We start from the raw sequence: 25116 nt of genomic DNA on the forward strand, positions 1-25116 counted from the left end.
GCCTAGACCAGGGCGAAACGGACCTCCAGGTTGGCCAGGTCCGCCTCCAGGAAGCGGAGGCGGGCCTCGGCGTTCAGGGGGAGGGGCTGGGAAAGGGCCACCTGGGCGGTGAGGCCCAGTTCCGTCAGGAGGAAGACCCCCTGCCCCCCCCGCCGTTCCACCAGGACCCCAGGGCCCTCGTAGCCCCCTTCCAGGAGGTAAAGGAGGGTCCAGTGGAGCTTGCTCTTGCGCTCCGCTTCCCGCACCAGGTCGGCCACCGCCTCCGCCGCCCCCACCCGCTCCAAAAGCGCCCCCTGGGAGAGGGGCTTTTCCCCCCTGAGCCAGGCCCGGAGCTGCTGGTGGGCCACCAGGTCCAGGTAGCGCCTTAGGGGGCTTGTCACCTGGGCGTAGAGGGGCAGGCCCAGGCCCCTATGGGGGGCGGGTACGGCCTTGAGCTGGGCCCGCTTTAGGGCCTTGCGCTGCTCCCACATGGCCGCTAAGCCCTCCCCCTCCATCCTCCGGCTGGGGGCTTCCTGGGTGGCAAAGGGGAAGGGCAGGCCTTCCCTCAGGGCCAGGTGGGCGGCGGCGTAGCCGGCAAGGAGCATGGCCTCCCGCACCCAGAGGCGGCTCTCGTAAGGGGGCAAGGGGGTGATGCGGATGGCCTCCCCCTCGAGGCGGACCTTCACCTCCGGCAGGGCGATGTCCAGGCCCCCCTGGGCCAGGCGCTTCCTCAGGAAGGCCTGGGCCAGCTCCTTGAGGGGCTTAAGGGCGGAAACCCCCAAGGCCTCCCCATAGGTGAGCCGCTCCACCCTCACCCAGCTGGGGTACACCCGCTCCTCCAGGACTTCCCCTTCCAGGGAAATCCAAAGCTCAAAGGTGAGGGCCGGGGAAACCTCCCTCAGGCCCAGGCCCAGGGCCTCCGTGGCCCCAGGGGGCAGCATGGGCACCGTGCCCTCGGGAAGGTAAAGGTTGGCCCCACGGCGCATGGCCTCCTGGTCCAAGGGGCTTCCCGGGGCCACCATGGCGGCCACGTCGGCCACATGCACCAGGAGGCGGAACCCTTCTTCGACCCGCTCGGCATAGACGGCATCGTCCGGGTCCTGGCTCCCCTCGTCGTCAATGGCGAAGGCCGGGAGGTGGGTGAGGTCCTCCCGCGCCTCCTCGGGAAGGGGGGGAAGGGGCAGGTCCGGAGGGGCCAGGGGAAGGCCAAGCCGCCTGGGGTGGGGGTTTTCCCGCCGCCACACCCCAAGGCGGAGGAGGAGGGCGTGGGCGGCCTCAGGGGTTTCCGGCCCGCCCAGGGCCTTTAGGACCCGGCTTTCCCGCCGCTCCCCTAGGGCCAGGGCCTCCACCTCGAGGAGGAGGGGGCGGTCTTCCTCCCTGGGCTTCCCTTCCCGGATCCGGGCTATCCCCTCCTGGAAGGCGCGCTCCCGGGCTTCCTTCTGCCGCTTGGCCTCTTGGAGGGCCCTTAGCTCCTCGGGGGTGCGGGCCCGCACCCCCTCCCCCTCCAGCACGAAGCGCTCCCCCTCCTGGGCCAGGAGGTAGGCCCCGTAGGCGGTCTCGGGGGTGTAGGCTCCGTAGACCAGCTCGGCCAGCTCCCTAAGGCTCACGGTCTGGCCCTGAAGGAGCTCCCAGGCGGCTTCGGCCTCCCCTTCGGGCACCTTAAGGTCCAGGCGGGCAGGGCCCGGGTGGAGGAAGAAGACGTCCTTGGGACGGACCCTTAGCTTTGCCCCCTCGGGAAGGGTCAACTCCAGCTTCTCTCCCCGTTCCTCGGCCAGGGCGGGCTTCCCTTTGTAGACGACGAGCGCGGCCACGCCCCTAAGGATAACGCCCTGCCGCTTTCCCTCACCTCCGCCAGGTGCCCGGGAGGCCCGAGAGGCTTTCCTCCAGCTGCCGCCACCCCCCCTGGCGCAGCATCTCCTCCAGCCTCCCTCCCCGTTCCACCGCCCCCACCACGCCGCCGAATACGGGGTCGCGCCAGAAGGTGCCGGTGTCAAAGGAGGCCTTGTAGGCCCGGAAGACCTCCCCGGTGCTGGGGTCGCGCACGTAGGTCTGGTCGGAGAGGAGGTTGGCCCAGCTCTGGCGCATCCAGGTGTTGAACTCCTGTTGCTCCCGCACCCAGCGGAGGACGCGCTCGGTTTCCTCTATGCTGGCCCGCCGGGCCCTTAGGGCCTCCCGCCAGGGCCATTCGGGGTGGGAGCGGATCCCGGCTTGGAAACCCAAGAAGACGGGGTTAGCCCGCGCCAGGGCCTCCGCCCGGCCCTCCTTGAGGTAAACCTCCCCCCGCCAGTCACAGTAGGCGCTGGAGGCCACCCATTGGGCTTCCCCCATGGAGGTGACCAAGCCCGCCACCATGGCCTGCCGCAGGAGGCCTCCCGAAGCAGCCTCCAGGGCGAAGGCGAACCGCTCCTGCTGGGGAAGGGGCACGGGAAGGCCTGCGGTCATGGAGGCCCAGTAGGCCTCGTGCAGCTCCTGGATGCGGCGGAAGACCCGGCCCGTGGGCTGGGGATAGGGCTCCGCCTTGCGGATCTGCCAGGGCCTGCCCGTCTCCTGCCGCCAAAGCTCCAGGAGAAACCGGGCCACCTCCTCCGGCCCCCTGGGGCAGAGGAAGCCCGCAAGCTGGGCCTTCTGGCCGTTCCACCCCAGGAGGGTGCTGGCATTGCCGCCAAAGCCCGTCTGCACGCCGTAGGCCAGGGCAAACACCCGCTCCTTGCGCAAGAAAACCCCCTCTCCCTGGAGGAGGTAGACCAGGTCCCGCACCGCCCCGGCGCTCTCCCCCACGGGCACCAGGCCGGCCTGGAAGGCGTACCCCTGGGGCACCTTGGCGTGGAAGGCCTCCATCCCCAGAAGGGGGTCCCGCACGGCCTGGACCCCGTAGGCCACCCGGGCCTCCTGGGGCAGGAACTCCAGGGAGCGCAGGGCGGAAAAAAGCCGCTTCCGGACCTCAAAAGAGGCGTCGGTGGGCAGGTAGGCGCTCACCAGGAGGAGGCTTTTGGCCCCGGGAAGAAGGAGGTGGGAAGCCTCGTAGCGGAGGCCGAGGAGGAAGGGGTCCTGGTAGGCGGGGGGAGGCAAGGCGGCCATCTCCTCCGCCAGAGGGAAGGGGTAGGAAAGCCCCTGGATCAGGAGGAGAAGCCCGCCTGGAACCTCCTTGAAGTGGTACCGGGCCCGGGCCTGGGCTACCCTTTGGGCCTCCTGGACCAGGAGGGCCACCGCCTCCCTGGGCCCCTTTAGGGGCATCCCCCGCACCAGGAGGAAGGCCTCGAGGTCCCCCAGCAAAAGGCCGTAGTCCCGCACGCGAAGGCTATAGTCCTGGGGCAGGAAAACCCTAAAGCCGTGCAGGGCATCCCGGTGGTCCTGTCCCCCTTGGGCCAGGGCCAGCCCCAGAAGGCATAGGCCACCCATAAGCCTGGCGAACCCTCCCATCACCTACCCCCACGAAAGCCGATCCAGTCCATAAAAGTCCGGAGGCTAAGCTCAAAGGTCTGCAGGAAGTTCCGTATGGCCGCGTCGGCCACACCCCCCGTTAGGTCCAAGTCCGCTTCCAGCACGGGATCCCCATCCTCGTCCAGATAGGAGCGGCTGAAGCGGTACCGGCGGTTCCATTCGTTGATCCGCTCTAGAGGAAGCCCATCTGGAAGGCCAAACACGGCGTAGAGCTGCAGGGAACTGCAGCCTCCCTCTGAGCAGTCCAAGAGGAGGAGCAAGGCCCTAACCTCTGCCATGCGCAGGGCGTAGTAGACCTGCCCCCCACGTTCTATCCTCTCATAGGTATACCCCCAGGCCTGCAGGAGCCCCTCCGCCTCCCGCGGCGCCAAAGCGGCACGAGGCCCTTGGGCCCAGGCAAGGCCCAGCCAGAAGGCCAGGAGCACCCACCCCACCTTCCCCGCCGCCCCGTTCCCCAACCCGCGCATCCCCATCCCTCCTTACCCCTACCTTAACCGGGGTGCCTTACACCTTCCTTACGCCCCCAGGCCGGGTATAGTGGCCCTCATGGAATGGGACCTCTCGGACCTCTACGCAGGCCCCCAGGACCCCAGGCTGGAAGCCGACCTGGAGGAAGCCCTGCGCCTCACGGAAACCCTTTCCCCGGAGGCCCTAGGCCAGCCCGAGGAGGCCGAGGCCCTTTTCCGGCGCTACGAGCTGGCCCTGGAGAAGGCCTACAAGCCCCTGAACTACGCCTCCTTGTACTTCGCCACCCGCACCCAGGACCCCGAGGCCAAGGCCCTTCTGGACCGGGTGCGGAACCGCTACACCGAGGTGAGAAACCGCCTGGTGCCCCTCGAGGTGGCCCTGCGCAAGCTCCCCGAGGCGGCCTTCCAGGCCCTATTGGAGGGCCCAGAGCTGGCCGACCTCCGCCACTTCCTTCTGCGGCAGCGGGCCTACGCCCCCCACACCCTCTCCGAGCGGGAGGAGGAGCTCCTCAACCTCAAGGGCCTGGTGGGCCGGAGCGCCTGGAGCCAGTTCTACACCGAGTACACGGGCCGCTTCCGCTTCCAGGTGGGGGGCAGGGAGCTCACGGAGATGGAGGTCCGGGCCCTCCGCCGCGACCCTGACCCCGCGGTGCGCCGGGAGGCCCACCGGGAGCTCTACGGGAAGCTGATGGCCGAAGCCCCCACCCTGGCCTCGGTCTTCAACGCGGTTTACCTGGACTACCTCCAGGACCTCCGCCTGAGGGGCTACCGCCACCCCTTGGAGCCCGTGGCCCTCAGGGACGAGGTGGAGGTAAGGGACATCGAGGCCCTCCTCGAGGCCACCCGGGAACACTATCCCCTGGTGGAGGCCTACTACCGCTGGAAGGCCAGGCGGCTTGGCCTACCCCAGGTGCCAAGCCAGGACCTCCTGGCCCCCTTGCGGAGGGAAAAGCCCAAGGTGCCCTTTGAGGAGGCGCGGGAGCTGGTCCTCACCGCCTTCCGCCGCTTCTCCCCCAGGGTGGAGGCCATCGCCCGGGAGTTCTTCGGGCGGCGCTGGCTGGACGTCTACCCCAGGCCGGGAAAACGGGGCGGGGCCTTCTGCAGCGGAGGGCTTCCCTCCACCCACCCCTACATCCTCCTCAACCACACGGACGACCTGGACGCGGCCCACACCCTGGCCCACGAGCTGGGGCACGGGGTGCACTTCTACCTGGCGCGGAAGCAGCGCCTCCTCAACTTCGGGGCCTCCACCCCCCTGGCGGAAACGGCCAGCGTCTTTGCGGAAATCCTCCTGGACGACCTGCTGATGGAAAGGCTTTCCGGGGAGGAAAAGGCCCTCCTCCTGGCCGAACGGGTGGAGGACGCCATCAACACCCTCTTCCGCCAGGTGATGTACACCTTCTTTGAGCGGCGGAGCCTCGAGGCCCGCCGGGAAGCCGCCCTCTCCCCCGAGGCCTTCCACGGCCTCTGGCAGGAGGAACAGGCGGCCCTCTACGGGGACGCCGTGGCCTGGACGGAGCTGGACCAGGCCGCCTGGGCGGGCATCCCCCACTTCGTCCACTACCGCTTCTACACCTACAGCTACGCCCTCGGATACCTGGTGGTCCTGGCCCTTTACGGGCGCTACCGGGAGGAGGGGGAGGCCTTCGTGCCCAAGTACCTCGAGGTCCTGGAGGCCGGGGAAAGCTCCAGCCCCAAGGAGATCCTGGCCCGGGCCGGGGTGGAACTCGGCTCCGAGGCCTTCTTCCGCTACGGCTTCGGGGTGATCCGCTCTTGGCTGGAAGCCCTCCCCTAGGGGAAAATGGGGGGATGGACCTCGTCTACCGCCCCGAACGCTACCCCTTCCTCACCCCGGACCTCCCCGGGGTAGGGGGCACCCTACGCCTCCTCCCCCAGGACTTCCAGGTGGAGGAGGTCCCCGCCTACTTACCCCAGGGCGAAGGGGAACACCTCTACCTCTTGCTGGAGAAGGAGGGCCTCACCACCCGCCAGGTCCTGGAGTTCCTGCGGGACCAGGTGGGGGTGCCGGAGAAGGAAATCGGGGTGGCCGGGCTCAAGGACAAGCACGCCCGCACCCGCCAGTGGTTCTCCATCCCCAAAAGGTACGAGGATGCCCTGTGCCTCCTGGAAGGGCTCCGGGGCGTGCGGCTTCTGGACGCGGGGCTCCACGCCAACAAGCTCCGCACCGGCCACCTCAAGGGCAACCGCTTCCGCATCCTCATCCGGGGAGGCGGGCCCAAGGAGCGGGCCGAGGCCATCCTGAGGGTCCTTCAGGCCAAGGGGGTACCCAACTACTACGGGCCCCAGCGCTTCGGCCTGGGGGGCCTGAACCCCGTGCGGGGGTACGAGCTGGTCAAGGGGGGCAAGGGCCGGGGAAGCCCCTGGCTCAAGCGCTTCCTGGTGGGAAGCCTGCAGAGCCTCCTCTTCAACGACTGGCTGGCCCTGCGCCTGGAACGGGGCCTCTACGACCGGGTGATCCCCGGGGACTGGGCCAAAAAGCACGCCACCGGCGGGGAGTTCCTGGTGGAGCGCCCGGAGGAGGCGGAAAGGGCCCTCCGCTTGGAGATCAGCGCCACCGGCCCCCTCTTCGGCAAGAAGTACCCCGAGGCCCAAGGCGAGGCCCGGGCCCTGGAGGACGAGGTCCTGGTCCGCTATGGCCTAAGGCGGGAGGACTTTGCCCTGCGCCGGGGGGCGAGGCGGCCCATCCGGGTTCCCTTGGAGGAATGGCGGGTGGAGGAAGCCCCCGAGGGGCTTTGGCTCAGCTTCTTCCTGCCCAAGGGCTCCTACGCCACCAGCCTTCTGCGGGAGGTGATGAAGGTGGAGGTGGACGCAGGGGATAGCCCGGAAGGCGAGGAGGGGGAGGGCTAGGCCCTCCCCCTCCGGGAACTTGCCCTAGAAGCGGTAGCCGAGCTTCATCTGGGCGGCCAAGGTCCCTCCGGCCAGGCCCAGGTCCCCGCCCAGGAACACGGGAGCCCCCAGAAGGGCCCTCAGGTCGTACTCAGCATCGGCGCGGAAGTACAGGTTGGGGCTGCTAAAGCCCGGGAAGGCCACCCCCAGGCCAACGCCCGCCCGCAGGCCCTCGGCCACGGGGTAGAGGTAACGGAAGAGGAAGGCCCCGTTGACCTTTCCGTCCACCGTGTAGGCCAGGTCCAAGGCCGGCCGCACCTCCCCAGCGGGGGGCTGGAAGAGGAGGCAGTGCCAAGACACCTCCAGGCCAAAGCCCTGGCTACCCCCCAAAACCGCCGCGGAGGGCTTCAACCCTTCCAGGGAAAGCTGGGCCATAGCCAGGCCCAAGGCCACCACCAACGCCAAAAGCTTCCTCATAACCCCACCTCCTAGGGGTCATGGTATCAGAGAGAGCCTACCTTGAACAAGGCTTCACTTAAGTTTTCCCCAGAAAAGACCGGGTAACCCCGCTCGGCCAGAACCCGCCCCACCGCCTCCCCCAAGCCCCGCACCAGGATGGGGGGCCGGCCCAGGTTGGCCATCACCAAAAAGGCCGCCACGTACTCCGCCAGCTCCTCAGGGGGCATGGGGGAACCCCCGGTGCGCCCGTACCCGGGGAGGTCCAGGAGGTAGAAGGTGTAGCCCGCAGGCAAGGGCTCGGGCCAGCAGGCCGCCTCCTCGGCCAGGAGGAGGACCGCAAGGCCCCTCCCCACCCGGTCAAAGACCAGGTTGAGCCCGTAGAGGTGCAGATAGCCCGTGCGCCTCATAGGGCCAGCCCTCCGGGCAGGGGGCGAAAGCTCTCCCCCAGAAGGAAGTCCGCCACCAGCTCCGCCACCTCCTCCGGGGCCTCCCACGGCGCCAGGTGGCCTGCCCCCTCCACGGTAAAGCGGAGGGCCTGCCCCTTGGCGAAGTCCGCCACCTCCTGGCCGTAAAGGGGCGGGGTGAGGGCGTCCAGGGCCCCTTGGACCACCAGGAGGCGGGCCCCGGTACCCCGGAGCCAGCGCCTTTGGTCTCCCAGGGCCCCCACCTCCGCCAACCAGGCCGCTATCCCCTCTGGGGAAAGGCCTTCCTTCCAAGCGGCCAAGATCTCCTCGCTCCCCACGGTGCGGGGGCCAAAGAGGAAGGCCCGGGCCACCCGGGCAAACCCCTCCACCCCGCCCGCCTCGAGGGCGAAGCGCAAGGCGGCCAGCTTGGCCGCAAGAAGGGGGTCCGTGCGCAGGATGGGGGAAAGGAGGGTGAGGCTTCGGGCCCCTTCCTGGAAGGCCGTGCGCAGGGCGGGTAGGGCCCCCTCGGCAAAGGCGATGAGGTGGAGCCCCTCCTCCGAGGGAAGGCCCTGCAAAAACCCCAGGCCCGAAGGGGGGGCCAGCCGCCCGGGAAAGACGCGCACCTCGCCCACGCCCCCCTTTATACTCCAGGGCATGGACCTGCAAAGCGTCCTCGGCCGGGAAACCCTGGACCAGACCCTGGGGGTGCGCTACCTGAAGCTCACCCCGGAGGAGGTGGTGGCCGAGCTTCCCGTGGGGCCCAAGGTGCACCAGCCCTTCGGCTTCCTCCACGGAGGGGCCACGGTGGCCTTGGCGGAAAGCGTGGCCAGCGTCGGGGGCTTCCTCAACTGCCCCCCGGGGCACGCCGCCTTTGGCCTGGAGATCAACTGCAACCACATCCGCAGGAAATCCTCCGGGACCATCCGGGCCGTGGGCCGGCCCCTCCACCGGGGCCGCACCACCCAGGTCTGGGAGGTCAAGGTCTACGACGAGGAGGAGCGCCTGGTGGCCGCAAGCCGCTGCACCCTGGCCGTGGTGCCCTTAGAACCAGCCCCGTAGCCAGCGGAGCCAGTTCTCCCCCAGGAAGCCCCCTCCCCCTAGCCCCCGGAGGTCCCGGTGGCGGTCCAGGCCTAGGGGGACGGCCTCGAGGCCAAACCCCCCGTCCCAGTCCGTGCCCAAGCCCACCCCTTCCGCCCCCAGGAGGGCCTCGGCCCGCGCCTTGTGCTGGAGGAAGGCGGCCAGGGGAAGCCGGGGCATCCCCCGCCTCCAGCCGGGGTGCAAAAAGGCGTTGTAGGGCACCAGGCCCACCACCCCACCCCGCTCCCGGAGGGCCAGAAGAAGGCCATAAGGGAGATGGCGGGGAGTGGGCACCAGGGCACGCAGGTTGGCGTGGGTGGCGCAGACGGGACCGGGGAAGGCCCTTAGGGCCTCCCAGGCCGCCGCCTCCGCCAGGTGGGAGAGGTCCAGGGCCATCTCCCAGGCGGCCATGGTCTCCAAAAGGGCCCTCCCCGCCTCGGTGAGGGGGGCCTCCTCGGCGTTGCCCCCGGCGTAGGGGTTGGCCGTGGCCCAGGTGAGGGAAAGGAGGCGCAACCCCCGCTCCCTCAGGGGCAGGAGGGCTTCCGGGGAGGCCAAGGCGTGGGCCCCTTCCAGGAGGAGGATGAGCCCGGGGACCCCGTCCTGGGGAAAGCGGGCCAGATGCCCTTCCAGGTCCTTTCCCTCCCGCAGGAGGCGGACCAGGCCCCGGGCCTCCCAGGCCTCGTAAAGGTGAAGCTGGGCCCAGACCTCCTCCTCCCAGTCCTCCCGCCCCCCCGCCCGGGGGTCGGCGAAAAGGGTGGCGAAGACCACAGCCACCCCCGCCTCCCTCAGGCTGGGCAGGCTCACCAGGGGGGTGTCGGGGTGGGGATCCTGGGCGCGAAGGGCCTCCAAGGGGAGGGTCAGGTCCCGGCCCAGGGCGCGGGCGTTATAGGCCAGGTCCAGGTGGGCGTCCACCATGACGGGCTCCATGGGGAAACTCTACAATGGGGGGCGTGCGGCCCGCCGAGCTTCCTCCCCTTCCCGAAACCCCCGGGGTCTACCTCTGGAAGCGGGGGGAGGAGGTCCTCTACGTGGGCAAGGCCAAGAACCTAAGGGCCCGGGTCCGGAGCTACTTCCACGCCGAGGGCAAGGCCCTGCGCATCGCCCAGGAGGCCACGGGGCTGGACTTCATCGCCACCCGGGACGAGGTGGAGGCCCTTCTCCTCGAGGCCAACCTCATCAAGGCCCACCGACCCCCCTACAACGTCCTCCTCAAGGACGACAAGCACTACCCCTTCCTCAAGCTTACCCAGGAGGCCTTCCCCACCCTCCTGGTGGTGCGGAGGGTGGAGGCGGACGGGGCCAAGTACTATGGCCCCTTTCCCGAGGCGGGGGCCCTAAGACGCATCAAGACCCTCATCGACCGCCTTTTCCCCTTGCGCAAGAACTCGGGCTACCCCATGAAGCGGCGGCGCTACCCCTGCCTGAACCACAGCATGGGGCGGTGCCTGGCCCCGTGCGTGGGCCTGGCCGACCCCGAGGCCTACGGGGAGGTGGTGCGCCAGGTGGAGGCGGTCTTGGAGGGCAAGGTGGACTGGCTTTTGGGCCAGCTGGAGGAAAGGATGCGCCAAGCCGCCCGCAGGCTGGAGTTTGAGCGGGCCGCGGAGATCCGCGACCAGATGGAGGCCCTGAAGGCCTTCTTCGCCACCCACCAGCAGGCCTTTGACCCCGGGATGGGGGACCTGGACTTCCTGGGCCTGGCCCGGGCGGGAGGCCTGGCCGTGGTCCAGCTCTACCAGGTGCGGGGGGGGCGGATCCTGGGGCGGATCAGCCGGGTGGTGGAGAAGGAGGAGGCCCAGGAGGAGGAGATCCTCTGGGCCTTCCTGCGGGACCACTACCTGGAGGCCTCCCCCCTCCCCCCCCTGATCCTCCTCCCCTTCCCCCTGGAGGACCTGGAGGGCTTGGCGGAACTCCTCCGCCGCCGGGCCGGGCGGAAGGTGGAGGTACGGGTGCCCAAGAAGGGGGAAAAGCTGAGGCTTCTGGAGCTGGCGGAGCGGAACGCCCGCCTGGCCCTGGAGAGCGAGCTCAAGCTCCGGGAGCGGCGGGGGGACCACCCGGCCCTCCAGGCCCTAAAGGACCTTCTAGGGCTTCCCGTGCGCCCTTTCCGCCTCGAGGCCTACGACATAAGCCACCTCCAGGGCCAGGCCCGGGTCTTCTCCCTGGCGGTCTTTGAGGGAGGGAGGCCCAAAAAGGCCGAGTACCGCCGCATGCGCCTCAGGGCGGGCAACGACGACTACCAGGCCATGGAGGAAGGGGTGTTCCGCCGCTTCACGGGAAGCCTCAAGGAAATGCCCCTCCCCGACCTCCTCCTCATCGACGGGGGCTTGGGCCAGGTGCGGGCAGCGGAAAGGGCCCTGGCGCGGGCGGGGCTGCGGCTACCCCTGGTGGGCCTGGCCAAGCGGGAGGAGGTGCTCATCACCCCGGAGGGGCGGGAGATCCGCCTCCCCCTCACCCACCCCGCCCTGAGGCTCCTCATCCACCTGCGGGACGAGGCCCACCAAAACGGCCTCCGCCAGCACCAAAAGGACCGGAGCCGGGAGCTTTTCAAGGTCCTGGAGGGCATCCCCGGCATCGGGGCGGCCCGGCGGCGGATGCTTTTGGAGCGCTACGGGGGGCTTGGGGCCCTCAAGGAAGCCCCCCTGGAGGAGCTGGCCCGCCTGCCGGGGATGACCCGGAAGGCGGCTGAGGCCCTCAAGGCGGCCCTTTCCCAGTCCGGAGGTCCCACCGGGTGAGGCCCGGCAAGGGCCTAGACCCTTCCAGGCCTCCGGTAGATCCCCCAGAACCCCACCGCCCCGCCGGGGTATGATGACCCCCTGATGGTGCGCCGCGCCCTGGAAGAGGCTATCCACCACGCCCTAAAGGAGATGGGCCTGGACCTAAGGCCCCGGGTGGCCAAGGCCCCCAAGGACAAGCCCGGGGACTACGGGGTTCCCCTTTTCGCCCTGGCCAAGGAGCTTAAACGCCCCCCCCAGGCCCTGGCCCTGGAGCTCAAAGACCGCCTGGACCTGCCCCCCTTCGTGGAGGAGGCCATCCCCGTGGGGGGGTACCTGAACTTCCGGATCCGCACGGAGGACCTGCTCCGGGAGGCCCTGCGCCCCAAAGCCCCCCTGCCCAAGCGGGAGGGTCTGGTGCTCATCGAGCACACCTCGGTGAACCCCAACAAGGAGCTCCACGTGGGCCACCTCAGGAACATCGCCCTGGGGGATGCCCTGGCCCGCATCCTGGCCTACGCCGGGCGGGAGGTCCTGGTCCTCAACTACATTGACGATACGGGCCGCCAGGCGGCGGAAACCCTCTTTGCCCTGAGGCACTACCGCCTGGCCTGGGACGGAAAGGAGAAGTACGACCACTTCGCGGGCCGGGCCTACGTGCGCTTGCACCAGGACCCGGAGTACGAGGCCCTCCAGGAAGGCATCGCCGAGGTCCTCCACGCCCTGGAGCGGGGGGAGTTGCGGGAGGAGGTGAACCGCATCCTCCTGGCCCAGATGGAGACCATGCGGGCCCTGAACGCCCACTACGACCTCCTGGTCTGGGAGTCGGACATCGTGCGGGCAGGGCTTTTGGGCAAGGCCCTGGAAATCCTGGAGAAGAGCCCCCACGTCTTCCGCCCCTCCGAGGGCAAGTACGCGGGGGCCCTGGTGATGGACGCCAGCCCCTTTATCCCGGGCCTCGAGGACCCCTACTTCGTCCTGGTCCGCTCCGGGGGCGCGGCCACCTACTACGCCAAGGACATCGCCTTTCAGTTCTGGAAGATGGGCCTTCTGGAGGGGCTACGCTTCCGTCCCTACGAAAACCCCCACTACCCCGGCCTGCGCACCAGCGCCCCCGAGGGGGAGGCCTATACCCCCAGGGCGCGGGAGACCATCAACGTCATCGACGTCCGCCAGAGCCACCCCCAGGCCCTGGTGCGGGCTGCCTTGGCCCTGGCGGGCCACCCCGAGCTGGCCCAGGGGGCCTTCCACCTGGCCTACGAAACCGTGCTCTTGGAAGGCCGGCAGATGTCGGGGCGCAAGGGCTTGGCGGTGAGCGTGGACGAGGTGCTGGAGGAGGCGAGCAAGCGGGCCCTTTCCATCGTCCAGGAGAAAAACCCCGCCCACCCCGCCAAGGAGGAGGCAGCCCGGATGGTGGCCCTGGGGGCCATCCGCTTCGCCATGGTGAAGACCGAGCCCAAAAAGCAGATCGACTTCCGCTACAGCGAGGCCCTTTCCTTTGAGGGGGACACCGGCCCCTACGTCCAGTACGCCCACGCCCGGGCCCACAGCATCCTGCGCAAGGCCGGAAGCCTAGGGGAAGGAGCCCCTTTGGACCTTGCCCAGGCCACCCCCTACGAGCGGGACCTGGCCCTCGCCCTCCTGGACTTTGAAGAGGCCGTCCTGGAAGCCGCCGAGGAGAAAACGCCCCACGTCCTGGCCCAGTACCTCTTGGACCTGGCCGCCGCCTGGAACGCCTACTACAACGCCAAGGAAGGGGGGCAGGCCGCCACCCCGGTCCTCACCGCCCCTAAGGGCCTCCGCGAGCTCCGCCTGGGCCTGGTGGGGAGCGTGCAGACCACGTTGCAGACGGGGCTTTCCCTCCTGGGCATCCCCGCCCCTGAGGTAATGTAAGGCCATGCGCCTCCTCTTCCTGGCCCTCTTCCTCCTCTTCGCCCTGGGGCAGCGCCTGGTCTCCCCCGAGGAGGTGGCCCGGAGCCAGGTGATCCAAAAGGCCCTGCCCGCGGTGGTGCGGGTCCAGGGCTCGCCCACCACCCCGGGGGGGGAACAGGTGGTGGGCACGGGGTTTTTCGTGAGCCCCTTCCGGGTGGTGACCAACTACCACGTGGTCCAGGACCTCGCCGACCTCACCGTGCGCCTCTCCGATGGGCGCACCTTCCCCGCCGAACCCTTCGCCGTGGACCCGGGGATCGATCTGGCCCTCCTCACCGTGCGGGGGGTCCAGGCCCCGGGGGTTCTCGGCTTCAGCAAGGTCCCCACGGCCAGCCTGCCCTTGGGGATGGGGGTGGTGCTGGTGGGCTTCCCCTACGGCCAAGGCCCCCTGGCCTCCTACGGCATCCTGGCCGGGGTGGGCCCCCTCGAGGTCCCCACCCCCGACCCCAGCGTGGGGGCCGAGGTGGGGGAGTACCTCTTCACCGATGCCCCCCTCACGGTGGGCAACTCGGGCAGCCCCCTCCTGAACCTGCAGGGGGAGGTGATCGGGGTGGTGGCCGACGTGGTGGGGGGCCCCTCCGGGGTGGGGGGGATTGGCGTGGCCATCCCCGCGGAGCTGGTGGCGCAAAGCGTCCAGGACCTGGAGCGCTTCGGCATCCCCCAGAGGGGGTGGCTGGGGGCCAGCCTGGTAAGCCTGGACGAGCTCCCCCCGGTCCTCCTGCGGGCGGTGGGCCTCACCACCACCCAAGGGGCCATGGTGGACCGGGTGGAGCCCGGGGGGCCGGCGGCCCGGGCGGGGCTGAGGGGGGCGCAAAGGGATGCCCAGGGGAGGCTGCTGGCCCTAGGGGACGTGATCCTGGCCATAAACGGCAAGGCGGTGAAGGACAAGGCCGAGGTGGTGCGGCTCATCGCCCGCTACCGCCCCGGGGACCGGGTCCGGCTCACCCTCTGGCGGGAGGGGAGGCGGCTGGAGGCCACCCTGACCCTGGTGGCCCGGCCCCGCCGGTAGGGGGTTTGGGGTTGCGGGAAAGGGGGGGCGCCGGTAAGGATATGGGGGTGTACATCGCCATTGAAGGCCCCATCGGCGCGGGCAAGACCACCCTGGCCAGGCTCCTCGCCCAACGCCTAGGGGCCGAGCCCCTCTTGGAGGTGGTGGAGGAAAACCCCTTCCTCCCCCTTTTCTACCAGGACCGGAAGCGCTACGCCTTCAAGGCCCAGGTCTTCTTCCTCCTCTCCCGCTACCGCCAGCTTTCCCGCCTGCGGGAACGGCCCCTCTTCGGGGGGGTGGTGGCGGACTACCTCTTTGACAAGGACGCCATCTTCGCCAGCCTCAACCTGGAAGGCCCAGAGTGGGACCTCTACCTGGAGCTTTACCGGGAGCTTTCCCTCAAGCTCCCCCCGCCCGACCTCACCGTCTACCTGAAGGCCCCCGTGCCTGTGCTTCTGGAGCGCATCCGCAAACGGGGGCGGCCCTTTGAGGAGGGGATGGACCCAGGGTACCTGGAAGCCCTATCCGAGGCCTATGAGCGCCACTTCGCCCGCTACCCCCACCCCCTTCTGGTCCTCCCCACCGAGGCCCTGGACTACAGCGTGGCGGGGCCGGACCAGGAAGAGGTGGTGGCGCGGGTGAAGGCCCACCTTTCCCTGGGCGTCTAGCCATGTACCTGGCCATCGCCGGCAACATCGGCAGCGGCAAGAGCACCCTCACCGCCCTCCTGGCGGAAACCTTTGGCCTTAAGCCCGTGTACGAGGCGGTGAGCGAGAACCCCTACCTGGAGGACTTCTACCGGGAGATGGGCACCTACGCCTTCCACTCCCAGGTCTTTTTTCTGGCCCGGAGGCTGCGCCAGCACCTCTTGGAGGTGAACGGGGCCCCACGGGTGGTCCAGGACCGCACCGTCTACGAGGACGCCTGGGTCTTCGCCCGGCACCTCCACCGGCAGGGGCACCTCTCGGAGCGGGACTGGCGGACCTACCTGGACCTTTTCCAGAGCGTTGCCCCAGCCCTCCGGAAACCCGACCTTCTCCTCTACTTGCGGGCCAGCCTTCCCACCCTGAAGGAACGGATCCGCAAGCGAGGGCGGCCCTTTGAACGGGCCATCCCCGAGGATTACCTCCTGGGCCTGGGGCAGCTTTACGAGGAGCTCATCGCCTCCTGGGACCTCTGCCCCGTGCACGTGGTGGAGGCGGATGCCCTAGACTTTGTGGAGAGGGCAGAGGACCGGAAGGCGCTCCTGGAGACCCTCCGCCCCCTAATCCGGCCATGACCCTAGAGGAACTCTTCGCCCCCTTTGGCCTCCCGGCCCCCCCGCTGGAGGTGCGGGGGCTGGCCCTGGACTCGAGGCGGGTGGAGCCCGGCTTCGTCTTCGTGGCCGCCCCCGGGGTCCCCCTTCCCCACCGCAAGCCCCTGGACGGGCACGATTTCATCCCCGAGGCCCTGGCCCGGGGGGCCATCGCCGTGGTGGGGGAAAGGGACCTCACCCTCCCCGTCCCCTACCTGAGGGTGGCGGATAGCCGCCTGGCCCTGGCCCAGCTGGCCCGGCGGTTTTACGGGGAACCCGACCGGAGGCTAGCCCTCCTGGGGGTTACGGCCTCCAAGGGGAAGAGCACCACGGCGAGCCTCCTCCACCACCTCCTGCAAGGGGCCGGGGTGGGTACGGCCCTCCTCTCCACCGTGGGCCTGCGGCTGGGGGAGGAAGCCCGCCCGCCCGTGGGCCACTTCACCACCCCCGAGGCCCCCGAGGTCTACGGCTTCCTGCGGGAGGCCGCGGATCGGGGACTTTCCGCGGCGGTCTTGGAGGTTTCCAGCCATGCCCTGGCCCTGAAGCGGGTGGAGGGTCTGGGCTACCGCATCGGGGTCTTCGTGAGCTTCTACCCCGACGACCACCTGGACCTGCACGGCACCCCTGAGGCCTACTTTGCCGCCAAGGCCCTCCTGGTGGCCCGGGCGGAGGTGGCCGTGCTGCACACAGGGCTACCCCACCTAGAAGGGCTGCGGTCCCGGCCCCATCTCCTGGTGGGGCCCGGGGGGGAGGTATGGGCCCAAGGGGTGCGGGAGGAGGAGGGGGGGGTGGGGTTCCGGCTCCACACCCCCTGGGGCCAGGGGGAGGTCTTCCTGCCCCTCCTCGGGACCTACAACGTGGACAACGCCCTGGCCGCCGCCGCCGCCGCCCTCCTCTACGGGGTTCCCCTGGAGGGGGTTCTCCAGGGCCTGGCCACCTTCCCCGGGGTTCCGGGGAGGATGGAGGTGGTACAAGGGCAACCTTTCCGCGTGGTCATTGACTTCGCCCACACCGGGAAGAGCCTCGAGGCCGCCCTTTCCACCCTGCGCCGCACCACCCGGGGCCGCCTCCTCCTGGTGGTGGGGGCGGCGGGGGAGCGGGACCCAAGGCGGCGGGAGGACATTGGCCGGGTGGCGGCCCGCCTGGCCGACCTCACCTTCTTCACCGAGGAGGACCACCGCGGGGAGCCCTTGGAGGCCATCCTGCAGGCCCTGGCCCAGGCCGCGGAACGGGAAGGCGGGCGCTACGCCCTGGTCCCCGACCGCCGGGAGGCCATCTTCCGGGCCCTGCGGGAAGCCCGCCCCGGGGACACCGTCCTCCTGGCGGGCAAGGGGCACGAACGCACCCTGGAACGGGGCGGGGAAGCCCTCCCCTGGGACGAGAAGGCCGTGGCCCAGGAAGCCCTAGCCTCCTTGGGCCTCGGCTAGCTCCCGGGCCCCGGGAAGGGGGGGACGGAGGGCGGAAAGCCAGGCGGCAAAGGCCCCCAGGCCCCGCCGGTACATGGCCTCTCGCTTCTCCTTCTTGCCCATGCGGCCCTCGAGGGGAGGGACCAGGCCCCAGTTGGCGTACATGGGCTGGAAACCCTCGGGGTTGGCCGTGGCCAGGTAGCGCACCAGCCCCCCCAGCATGCTCTCCTCCGGCGGGGCCACCGGGGAAAGGCCCAGGGCCCGCCGGGCGGCGTTGAGCCCGGCCAAAAAGCCGGTGGCGGCGCTTTCCAAATAGCCCTCCACCCCCGCCAGCACCCCGGCGGCGAAAAGCCCTTCCTGGGCCCGGAACTCCAGGGTCTCCCAAAGCAGCCTGGGCGCGTTCAGGTAGGTGTTGCGGTGCATCACCCCGTAGCGGACGATCTCCGCCCCTTCCAGCCCCGGGATCATCTGGATGAGGCGCTTCTGCTCCGGCCACTTGAGCCCGGTCTGGAAGCCCACCAGGCTCCACATCCGCCCCGCCTTGTCCTCCTGCCTCAGCTGGACCACGGCAAAAGGCTCCCGGCCCGTGCGGGGGTCTTTGAGGCCCACGGGCTTCATGGGGCCAAAGAGAAGGGTCTGGTACCCCCGCCGGGCCAGCTCCTCCACGGGCACGCAGGCCTCAAAGAACTCCAGCTTCTCCCAGTCATGGCCGAGGTGCTTTTCCGCCTGCAAAAGGGCCTGGTAGAAACGGCGGTACTCCTCCTCCGTCAGGGGGCAGTTGAGGTAGTCCGCGCTCTGGCCATAGCGGCCTGCGCGGAAGCACTTGCTCAGGTCAATGCTCTCGTAGAGGACGATGGGGCTTGCGGCGTCGTAGTAGGCCAGGAAGTGGTCGCCGAAACGGCGCCGCAAGGCCTCGGCCAGGGGCTCGGAGGTGAGGGGGCCCGTGGCCAAGACGGTGAGGCCCTCCGGAACCTCCGCCACCTCCTCCCGCACCACCTCCACCAGGGGGTGCTGGCCGAGCCTTTCCGTGATGAGGTGGCTGAAGGCCTCCCGGTCCACGGCCAAAGCCCCCCCAGCCGGAACCCGGGCCTCTTCCGCCGCCTCCATGACCAGGCTGCCCAGGAGGCGCATCTCCGCCTGGAGAAGCCCCTTGGCGTTGGCAGGACCCTCCCCGCCCAAGGAGTTGGAGCAGACGATCTCGGCAAACCCCCCCGTGCTGTGGGCAGGGGTCATGCGCAGGGGGCGCATCTCGTAGAGGCGCACGGGAATCCCTAGGCGCACCAGGGTCCAGGCGGCCTCGCTCCCCGCCAGGCCTGCCCCCACCACGTTCACCCGTTCCATCCTTTAGAGCTTACCACCCCGGAGGCAAAGGCAAAAGTGGCCTATAATGGCCCCCAAGGCGGCAGGTCCGCCCCCAGTATGAGCCTGGCCAAGCGCATCATCCCCTGCCTGGATGTCCACGCAGGCCGCGTGGTCAAGGGGGTAAACTTCGTGAACCTGAAGGATGCCGGCGACCCGGTGGAGGCGGCGGAAGCCTACAACGAGGCCGGGGCCGACGAGCTGGTCTTCCTGGACATCTCCGCCACCCACGAGGAACGGGCCATCCTCCTGGAGGTGGTGGCCCAGGTGGCCGAGCGGGTCTTCATCCCCCTCACCGTGGGCGGGGGGGTGCGCTCCCTGGAGGATGCCCGCAGCCTCCTCCTGGCCGGCGCGGACAAGGTGAGCGTGAACTCGGCGGCGGTGAAGCGGCCCGACCTCCTAAGGGAGCTCGCCGACCACTTCGGGGCCCAGGCGGTGGTCCTGGCCATCGACGCCCGCTGGCGGGGGGAGTTCCCCGAGGTGGTGATCGCCGGGGGCAGGGTGCCCACCGGCCTCCACGCGGTGGAGTGGGCGGTAAGGGGGGGGGAGCTGGGGGCCGGGGAGATCCTCCTCACCAGCATGGACCGGGACGGGACCAAGGAGGGGTACGACCTCAGGCTCACCCGCCTGGTGGCCGAGGCGGTGAACGTCCCGGTGATCGCCAGCGGGGGGGCAGGACGCGAGGAGCATTTCCTAGAAGTTTTCCAAGTTGGTGCGGAAGCGGCCCTGGCCGCCAGCGTCTTCCACTTCGGGGAGATCCCCATCCCCAGGCTCAAGGCCTTCCTGGCCCAACAGGGCCTCCCCGTGCGGCTAGACTAGAGGGCATGGACCTGAGCGGGGTGCGCTTTGACCCAGAAGGCCTGGTGCCGGTGGTGGTCCAGGACGCCAGGACCGGGGAGGTCCTCACCCTGGCCTACGCCAACCGGGAGGCCCTGGAGGAAACCCTAAGGACGGGGCAGAGCACCTTTTATAGCCGGAGCCGGGGCAGGCTTTGGCGCAAGGGGGAAACCTCGGGGAACACCCAGGAGGTGGTGGAGGTCCTCCTGGACTGCGACGGGGATGCGGTGGTCTACCGGGTGGTCCCCCGAGGCCCCGCCTGCCACACGGGGGAGCGCACCTGCTTCCACCACCCCCTCCTCCCCGGTAGGCCGAACCTGGGCTTGGTCCTGGGGCAGGTCTACGCCACCATTCAGGAACGCCTCCGGACCCTCCCCGAGGGGAGTTACGTGGCCAAGCTCCACCAGGGCGGTCTGGACCGCATCCTGAAAAAGATCGGGGAGGAGGCGGGGGAAGTGATCATCGCCGCCAAAAACGGCAACCCGGAGGAGGTGCGCTGGGAGGTGGCCGACCTCCTCTTCCACCTCCTTCTGGTCCTGGCGGAGCTGGGCCTTTCCCCGGAGGATCTGGCGGAAACCCTCTGGGCGCGGCACCAGCCCCCAAGGCCTTGAGGGGCTCGGCCCGGCCACCCCTTATGATGGAACCATGGAAATCGAGCGCCGTCTCGTGCTGGAGGTGGTCCGGGTCACGGAAAGGGCAGCCCTGGCGGCCAGCCGCTACGCCGGCAAGGGGGACAAGGAGGCCGTGGACGAGGCCGGCACCGAGGCCATGCGCCAGGTGCTCAACGAGCTACCCATCCGGGGCACGGTGGTGATCGGCGAGGGGGAGATGGACGAGGCCCCCATGCTCTACATCGGGGAGGTCCTGGGCCAAGGCGGGGTGGAGGTGGACATCGCCGTGGACCCGGTGGAGGGCACCACCACCGCGGCCAAGGGCCTGCCCAACGCCGTAACCGTGATCGCCATCAGCGAGAAGGGGGGGCTTTTCCACGCTCCCGACATGTACATGGAAAAGCTCATCGTCCCTCCCCCCGCCGCGGGCCTGGTGGACCTCACCTGGCCCGTCTCCGCCAACCTCAAGGCCCTGGCCTTGGCCCTGCAGCGGGCGGTGGAGGACCTGGTGGTGGTGGTCCTGGACCGCCCCCGGCACGAGCGGCTCATCCGCGAGATCCGGGAGGCGGGGGCCCGGGTCAAGCTCATCTCCGACGGGGACGTCATCGCCGCCCTGGCCGCCGCCATCCGGGGCACGGGGGTGCACGCGGTCATGGGCATCGGCGGGGCCCCGGAAGGGGTGTTGGCCGCAGCCGCCCTCAAGTGCCTGGGCGGGGAGATCCAGGCCCGCTTCGCCCCGCAAAACGAGGAGGAGCGGGCCCGGCTTAGGGCCATGGGCGGGGATGAGAACCGGGTGTACCGCACCGAGGACCTGGCCCCTGGGCGGGAGATCGTCTTCGCCGCCACCGGCATCACCGACGGGGATATCCTCCAGGGGGTGCGCTTCTTCGGCGGGGGGGCCAGGACCCATTCCATCGTCATGGGCCACGCCACCCGGATTGTGCGCTTTATAGACTCTATCCATCTTTTTGAAACGGGCGCCCGGGTGACCATCCGGGTATAGACTGGGGGCGTGCCCCGGCGCGCCTATGCCGAGGAGGAGGCCAACCGGCTGGCCCTGGACTTCTTCGGGGGAGACGCCCTAAGGGCCAGCGTCTTCCTGCGGCGCTACGCCCTAAGGGACCGGGAAGGGCGGCTTTTGGAGCCCACCCCGGAGGCCATGTGGCGCCGGTTGGCCCACCATGCGGCCCGGATGGACCGGGGGGCGGAGGGGAAGTACCTCTGGCTCTTCTCCGGGTTCCGCTTCGTCCCCGGGGGCAGGATCCTCTTTGGCCTCGGCCACTGGCGCCGGAGCACCCTCTTCAACTGCTACTTCATCCCCATCCGCGAGGACTCCGTAAGGGGGATCACCCGCTTCCTGGACGAGGCCGCCCGCACCTTCGCCTACGGGGGCGGGGTGGGCACCAACGCCGACGTCCTAAGGCCCCAGGGGGCCAAGGTGAGGAACGCGGGGGTGGAGAGCTCGGGGGCGGTAAGCTTCATGGAGCTTTTCTCCACCCTGGCCGGGGTCATGGGGGCCAGCGGGGGCCGGCGGGGGGCCCTCATGCTCACCTTCTCCGACACCCATCCTGAGCTCCTCGCCTTCATCCGGGCCAAAACCGACCCCGAGCGGCGGCGGGTGCGCCACGCCAACCTCTCCTTGCGGGCAAGCGACGCCTTCTTGGAAGCCGCCCAGGCCGACGAGCCCTGGACCCTATCCTTCACCACCCCCAGGGAGGAGATCCGCCGCACCCTGCGGGCCAAGGAGGTCTGGGAGGCCCTGGTGGAGGCGGCCTGGGCCAGCGCCGAGCCCGGCCTGCTCTTCTGGGACCGGGTGCGGACCTGGACCACGGCCCAGTACGGGGGCCTCGAGGTCCAGGGGGTGAACGTCTGCGGCGAGGTGCCCATGGAGCCCTACGGGGCCTGCAACCTGGGGAGCCTCAACCTGGCGGCCTTTGTGGAGGCCCCCTTTACGCCCCAGGCCCGGCTGGACGTGGGGGCCCTGGAGGAGGCCACCTTCTGGGCTGTGCGCTTCCTGGATGGGGTGGTGGACCTGGGACGGAACCGCCACCCCCTAAGGGCCCAGCGGGAAGCCTCCTTGCGGAGCCGGCGCATCGGCCTTGGGGTCATGGGCCTGGCCGACATGCTGGCCATGCTGGGCCTCCCCTACGGGAGCGAGGAGGCCAACCGCTTCGCCGAGGAGGTCCTCTGCCGCATCAAGGAAACCGCCTACCGGGCCAGCGCCCAGCTGGCCCGGGAACGGGGCCCCTTCCCCGCCTTTCAAGCCCAGGAGCACCGGAAAAGCCCCTTCATCCAAAGCCTGCCGGAAGACCTGCAAAGGGAGGTGGAAAAGGGCCTTAGAAACGCCGCCCTTCTCTCCATCGCCCCCACCGGCTCCATCTCCATCCTGGCCGGGGTCACGGGGGGGATTGAGCCCATCTTCGCCCTCACCTACCTGCGCCACGCCGGGGGGGAGGTGTTCCTGGCGGAACACCCCCTCCTCAAGCGCTACCGGGAGGCCACGGGGGGTGGCCTACCCAACTGGCCCACCGCCCACAGCGTGGACCCCTTTGGGCGGGTACGCCTGCAGGCGGCCTTGCAACGCCACGTGGACCAGAGCATCTCCTCCACGGTGAACCTGCCCCAGGACACCCCCAAGGAGGTGGTGGAAGCCCTTTTCCTCACCGCCTGGAAGGAGGGGTGCAAGGGGATCACGGTCTTCCGCGAGGGAAGCCGGGAGGAGGTCATGGAACCCCTGCCCCCGGTGGGGGTCTGCACCTTTTGCCAGACGGCATGATCCGCTACCGCCTGGCCACCAAGCCCTACCTCCCCTACCCTGGGGAGCGCCTGGCCCGAAGGAAGGGCCTGGGGGGAGAGTTTTACGAGCTCCGCCCCTACGCCCCGGGGGACGAGGTGCGTCGGGTCCACTGGCGGGCCTACGCCAAGACGGGCCGCCTCTATACCCGGGTGGAGACCGCCCCGGAGCGAAGCCGCTTCCGCCTCTTCCTGGACGATAGCGAGAGCATGGGCCTCCACGGCAAGGGGGCCTATGCGGCGGAGGTGGCGGACCTCCTCCTCCGCATCGCCCGCCAGGAGGACCCCCTGGCCCGGCTGGGGCGGGGCCGGCCCGGGAGGATCCCCCCCGGGCGGGGCGTCCTGGTCCTCCTCACGGACGGCCTGGACCCCCTGCCCTGGCCCCAGGTCCTGCCCCGGCGGGTGGTGCTGGTGCAGATCCTCTCCCCCTGGGAGCTAAGCCCTCCCCGGGAGGCGGCCCTCCTGAGGGATGTGGAAACCGGGGAAAGCCTCCCCGTGGGCCCAGAGGAGGTAGGGGCCTACCAGGAGGCCCTGGCGGAGCACCTCAAGGCCCTCCGCCTCCTGGCCCTCCTCCGGGGGCGGTACGCCCTCCTCCGGGTGGGGGAACCCCCCCTGCCCGCCCTCCTGCGGCAGGGGGTGTTGGAGCCCCTTTAGCCCTCGAGGCCCAGGGCCCTAAGCCGCTCCGCCGCCACCTTACCCCCCTCCCAGCCGGCCAGGCGCCAGTAGGTCCGCACCGCCTCCTGGAAGGCCGAAGGGTCCAGGCGGGCCTCCGGGTTCCCCCGGCGGAAGGGCTGGAAAAAGCGCCCGGGGAGCCGGTCCTCCTCGGGAGGGATTCCCTCCCGCAGGTTGAAAAGCCGGGCAAGCTGCAGGGTCCTCTCCCCCACCTGGAGCATCTCCTCCGGGGTAAGCCGCCAGCCGGTGGCGGCGTAGACCGCCTCCTGCCACTCCTCCGGGGTCCAGGGGACGAAATCGCACATCACCAGGCTGTTCACGAAGCCCCGCTCCCGGGTCTTGGTCCAGAGCATGCGCACCTTGTCCTCGGAAAGGTCCTCTATGGGCAGGGGCTGAAAGTCCTCCCCGTAGAAGCGGAGCTCCTTCAACCCCTTCCCCTCCTTGGCGAAGGCGGTGTCGTGGAGGTTGTGGTTGTGGTCCGCCCCCGTGGGGCTCACCGCATACCCCACCCCCAGGGCCCGCTTGAAGCGGGGATCGTGCATGGGCACCTCCTGCCCCTTCACGTGCATGGCCAGCTCGGGGTGGCCCAAGACCTCGGCCAGGCGCCTGGCCCCTTGGGCCAGGAGTTCCCCAAGCCGCCCCTCCCGGCGGGCCAGCTTCTCTATGGCGGCGATGAGGGCATCGGCGTGGCCAAAGCGCAGGCCCAGGCCCTCATCGTCCAAATAGCCCCGCTCCACCGCCTCCATGGCCGTAGCCACCGTGACCCCCACGCCGATCACGTCCAGGCCGTACTGGTTGCAGAGGGTGTTGGCCTTGGTCACGGCGTAGGGGTCGGTCACGCCGCAGGTGGAGCCCAAAGCCCCTAGGCCCTCGTACTCCGGCCCCCCGTACTCCGGGCGCACGTCGTACTTGCCCGTCCCCTCAATGCGCACCACCTGCTTGCAGCGGATGGCGCAGGCGTAGCAGGTGTCCCGGCCAATGCGGATGCCCAGGGCGTCTAGGCTGGTGCCGTCCAGGGCTTCGGCCCCTTCCAGGAAGCCATCCTGGAAGTTGTGGCTGGGTAGAACGCCGCGCAGGTTGAAGGGCTTCACCGTGCCCACGGTGCCCATGGTGACCATCCCCGCCGCCCGCTCCATCCGCTCCTTGGCCATGCGCCGGGCCAGCTCCTTGAGGAGGCCGGGGTCGTGGTAGGCGGGCAGGGTTTCCTTGCGGGCCCGGGCGGAGACGGCCTTGAGCCTCTTGGCTCCCATCACCGCCCCCAACCCCCCCCGGCCAGCGAAGTGGGCCAGGTCGTGGATCACGTTGGCGGTGAGGACGCGGTTCTCCCCGGCGATCCCGATCTGGGCCACCCGGGTATTGGCCCCGTGGGCCTCCTTGAGGAGGGCCTCCACCTCGAGGGGGTCCTTGCCCCAGAGGTGGGGGGCGGGGTGCAGGGCCACCTCCCCCCCCTCCACGTGGAGGTAGACGGGCTCGGCCGCCTGCCCCAGGACCACCAGGGCATCCAGGCCGGCGTTCTTGAGCTCTGCCCCGAAGAAGCCCCCGCCCTCCGCGTCCCCATACCCGCCGGTGAGGGGGCTCTTGGCGGCCACGGTGTTCCGGCCGGAGCCCGAGATGGGGGTACCGGTGAGGACCCCAGGGGCAAAGACCAGGGCGTTCTCCGGGCCCAAGGGGTCGGCCCCCGGGGGCACGTGCCTAAGGAGAAGGTAGGCGCTTAGGGCCCTTCCCCCCAGAAACCTCCGCCAAAACGCCTCGCCAAAACCCTCATACCAGATGCGCCCCGTGGACAGGTCCACGAAGGCCACGCGGTCATGGTAGCCCTTAGGCATAGCCCCATGCTATAAG

The 25116-nt window shown here is 69.9% G+C and carries 23 protein-coding genes; 14 read left to right on the plus strand and 9 right to left on the minus strand.

What is annotated here, in order from left to right:
• Positions 1-2 precede the first annotated feature (2 nt).
• Genes TCCBUS3UF1_RS08125 through TCCBUS3UF1_RS08135 form a run of 3 tightly spaced genes read right to left on the minus strand, consistent with a single transcriptional unit; the run spans position 3 to position 3887 of the window.
• Positions 3-1790: an RNB domain-containing ribonuclease gene (locus TCCBUS3UF1_RS08125; RefSeq protein WP_014516037.1), complete on the minus strand. Its 1788-nt coding sequence runs from the start codon at positions 1788-1790 to the stop codon at positions 3-5.
• Positions 1791-1821: 31 nt separating this feature from the next.
• Positions 1822-3378: a hypothetical protein gene (locus tag TCCBUS3UF1_RS08130; protein ID WP_155983284.1), complete on the minus strand. Its 1557-nt coding sequence runs from the start codon at positions 3376-3378 to the stop codon at positions 1822-1824.
• A 20-nt stretch (positions 3379-3398) separates the two neighbouring features.
• On the minus strand, positions 3399-3887 hold the full coding sequence (locus TCCBUS3UF1_RS08135) for a YbjN domain-containing protein (RefSeq protein WP_014516039.1): 489 nt from the start codon (positions 3885-3887) through the stop codon (positions 3399-3401).
• Between the two features lie 79 nt (positions 3888-3966).
• Here TCCBUS3UF1_RS08135 and TCCBUS3UF1_RS08140 point away from each other — a divergent pair, with 79 nt between their 5' ends.
• Both TCCBUS3UF1_RS08140 and truD read left to right on the plus strand, forming a co-directional pair.
• Positions 3967-5682 carry a M3 family oligoendopeptidase gene (locus tag TCCBUS3UF1_RS08140; protein ID WP_041433837.1) on the plus strand — a complete coding sequence of 572 codons (1716 nt, stop codon included), beginning with the start codon at positions 3967-3969 and terminating at the stop codon, positions 5680-5682.
• A 14-nt stretch (positions 5683-5696) separates the two neighbouring features.
• Positions 5697-6755 carry a tRNA pseudouridine(13) synthase TruD gene (gene truD, locus TCCBUS3UF1_RS08145; RefSeq protein ID WP_014516041.1) on the plus strand — a complete coding sequence of 353 codons (1059 nt, stop codon included), beginning with the start codon at positions 5697-5699 and terminating at the stop codon, positions 6753-6755.
• Between the two features lie 24 nt (positions 6756-6779).
• Here the strand turns inward: truD and TCCBUS3UF1_RS08150 are convergent, their stop codons facing one another.
• From TCCBUS3UF1_RS08150 to TCCBUS3UF1_RS08160, 3 genes are read right to left on the minus strand one after another with little or no spacing between them, the layout of a single operon-like run.
• On the minus strand, positions 6780-7211 hold the full coding sequence (locus TCCBUS3UF1_RS08150; RefSeq protein ID WP_014516042.1) for a hypothetical protein: 432 nt from the start codon (positions 7209-7211) through the stop codon (positions 6780-6782).
• 26 nt (positions 7212-7237) lie between these two features.
• Entirely contained in the window at positions 7238-7600 is a 363-nt protein-coding gene (locus TCCBUS3UF1_RS08155; RefSeq protein ID WP_014516043.1) for an alpha/beta fold hydrolase, read from the minus strand.
• Positions 7597-8229 carry an alpha/beta fold hydrolase gene (locus TCCBUS3UF1_RS08160; RefSeq protein WP_041433838.1) on the minus strand — a complete coding sequence of 211 codons (633 nt, stop codon included), beginning with the start codon at positions 8227-8229 and terminating at the stop codon, positions 7597-7599. The genes TCCBUS3UF1_RS08155 and TCCBUS3UF1_RS08160 overlap by 4 nt, the downstream gene beginning before the upstream one ends.
• Positions 8230-8251: 22 nt before the next feature.
• Between TCCBUS3UF1_RS08160 and TCCBUS3UF1_RS08165 the strand changes: the two genes are divergently transcribed.
• On the plus strand, positions 8252-8656 hold the full coding sequence (locus tag TCCBUS3UF1_RS08165; protein ID WP_014516045.1) for a PaaI family thioesterase: 405 nt from the start codon (positions 8252-8254) through the stop codon (positions 8654-8656).
• Here TCCBUS3UF1_RS08165 and TCCBUS3UF1_RS08170 read toward each other — a convergent pair.
• Entirely contained in the window at positions 8639-9601 is a 963-nt protein-coding gene (locus tag TCCBUS3UF1_RS08170; RefSeq protein ID WP_041433839.1) for a dipeptidase, read from the minus strand. The genes TCCBUS3UF1_RS08165 and TCCBUS3UF1_RS08170 overlap by 18 nt on opposite strands.
• Before the next feature lie 14 nt (positions 9602-9615).
• Here TCCBUS3UF1_RS08170 and uvrC point away from each other — a divergent pair, with 14 nt between their 5' ends.
• The 6 genes from uvrC (at position 9616) to TCCBUS3UF1_RS08200 (ending at position 17023) form a co-directional block, all read left to right on the plus strand.
• Positions 9616-11403 carry an excinuclease ABC subunit UvrC gene (gene uvrC / locus TCCBUS3UF1_RS08175; RefSeq protein WP_014516047.1) on the plus strand — a complete coding sequence of 596 codons (1788 nt, stop codon included), beginning with the start codon at positions 9616-9618 and terminating at the stop codon, positions 11401-11403.
• Positions 11404-11487: 84 nt separating this feature from the next.
• Positions 11488-13275, plus strand: a complete 1788-nt coding sequence (locus TCCBUS3UF1_RS08180; RefSeq protein WP_014516048.1) for an arginine--tRNA ligase — start codon at positions 11488-11490, stop codon at positions 13273-13275.
• A 4-nt stretch (positions 13276-13279) separates the two neighbouring features.
• Positions 13280-14323 (plus strand): S1C family serine protease, encoded by a 1044-nt coding sequence (locus TCCBUS3UF1_RS08185; RefSeq protein ID WP_014516049.1) that lies wholly within the window; start codon positions 13280-13282, stop codon positions 14321-14323.
• A 47-nt stretch (positions 14324-14370) separates the two neighbouring features.
• Entirely contained in the window at positions 14371-14970 is a 600-nt protein-coding gene (locus tag TCCBUS3UF1_RS08190; protein ID WP_041434014.1) for a deoxynucleoside kinase, read from the plus strand.
• 2 nt (positions 14971-14972) lie between these two features.
• The gene (locus TCCBUS3UF1_RS08195; protein WP_014516051.1) at positions 14973-15581 is read left to right on the plus strand and encodes a deoxynucleoside kinase; all 609 of its coding nucleotides are present in this window, start codon (positions 14973-14975) and stop codon (positions 15579-15581) included.
• Positions 15578-17023, plus strand: a complete 1446-nt coding sequence (locus tag TCCBUS3UF1_RS08200) for a Mur ligase family protein (protein ID WP_014516052.1) — start codon at positions 15578-15580, stop codon at positions 17021-17023. The genes TCCBUS3UF1_RS08195 and TCCBUS3UF1_RS08200 overlap by 4 nt, the downstream gene beginning before the upstream one ends.
• On the opposite strand, the gene trmFO is transcribed toward TCCBUS3UF1_RS08200, so the two are convergent.
• Entirely contained in the window at positions 17000-18343 is a 1344-nt protein-coding gene (gene trmFO, locus TCCBUS3UF1_RS08205) for a methylenetetrahydrofolate--tRNA-(uracil(54)-C(5))-methyltransferase (FADH(2)-oxidizing) TrmFO (protein WP_041433840.1), read from the minus strand. The two genes, TCCBUS3UF1_RS08200 and trmFO, sit on opposite strands and share 24 nt — an antisense overlap.
• Positions 18344-18421: 78 nt before the next feature.
• Between trmFO and hisF the strand changes: the two genes are divergently transcribed.
• The 5 genes from hisF to TCCBUS3UF1_RS08230 are packed head-to-tail and all read left to right on the plus strand — an operon-like array spanning position 18422 to position 23256.
• On the plus strand, positions 18422-19180 hold the full coding sequence (hisF, locus tag TCCBUS3UF1_RS08210) for an imidazole glycerol phosphate synthase subunit HisF (protein WP_014516054.1): 759 nt from the start codon (positions 18422-18424) through the stop codon (positions 19178-19180).
• Positions 19181-19185: 5 nt separating this feature from the next.
• Complete coding sequence (hisIE, locus tag TCCBUS3UF1_RS08215; protein ID WP_014516055.1) at positions 19186-19809, plus strand: bifunctional phosphoribosyl-AMP cyclohydrolase/phosphoribosyl-ATP diphosphatase HisIE; 624 nt, start codon at positions 19186-19188, stop codon at positions 19807-19809.
• Between the two features lie 34 nt (positions 19810-19843).
• Positions 19844-20812: a class II fructose-bisphosphatase gene (glpX, locus tag TCCBUS3UF1_RS08220; protein ID WP_041433841.1), complete on the plus strand. Its 969-nt coding sequence runs from the start codon at positions 19844-19846 to the stop codon at positions 20810-20812.
• Between the two features lie 9 nt (positions 20813-20821).
• Entirely contained in the window at positions 20822-22585 is a 1764-nt protein-coding gene (locus TCCBUS3UF1_RS08225; RefSeq protein ID WP_014516057.1) for an adenosylcobalamin-dependent ribonucleoside-diphosphate reductase, read from the plus strand.
• On the plus strand, positions 22582-23256 hold the full coding sequence (locus TCCBUS3UF1_RS08230) for a DUF58 domain-containing protein (RefSeq protein WP_041433842.1): 675 nt from the start codon (positions 22582-22584) through the stop codon (positions 23254-23256). The genes TCCBUS3UF1_RS08225 and TCCBUS3UF1_RS08230 overlap by 4 nt, the downstream gene beginning before the upstream one ends.
• Here the strand turns inward: TCCBUS3UF1_RS08230 and TCCBUS3UF1_RS08235 are convergent.
• Positions 23253-25100, minus strand: coding sequence for an aldehyde ferredoxin oxidoreductase family protein (locus tag TCCBUS3UF1_RS08235; protein ID WP_014516059.1), 1848 nt, complete (start codon positions 25098-25100; stop codon positions 23253-23255). The genes TCCBUS3UF1_RS08230 and TCCBUS3UF1_RS08235 overlap by 4 nt on opposite strands.
• Positions 25101-25116 lie beyond the last annotated feature (16 nt).

The sequence above is a fragment of the Thermus sp. CCB_US3_UF1 genome, assembly GCF_000236585.1.
Lineage (GTDB): Bacteria > Deinococcota > Deinococci > Deinococcales > Thermaceae > Thermus.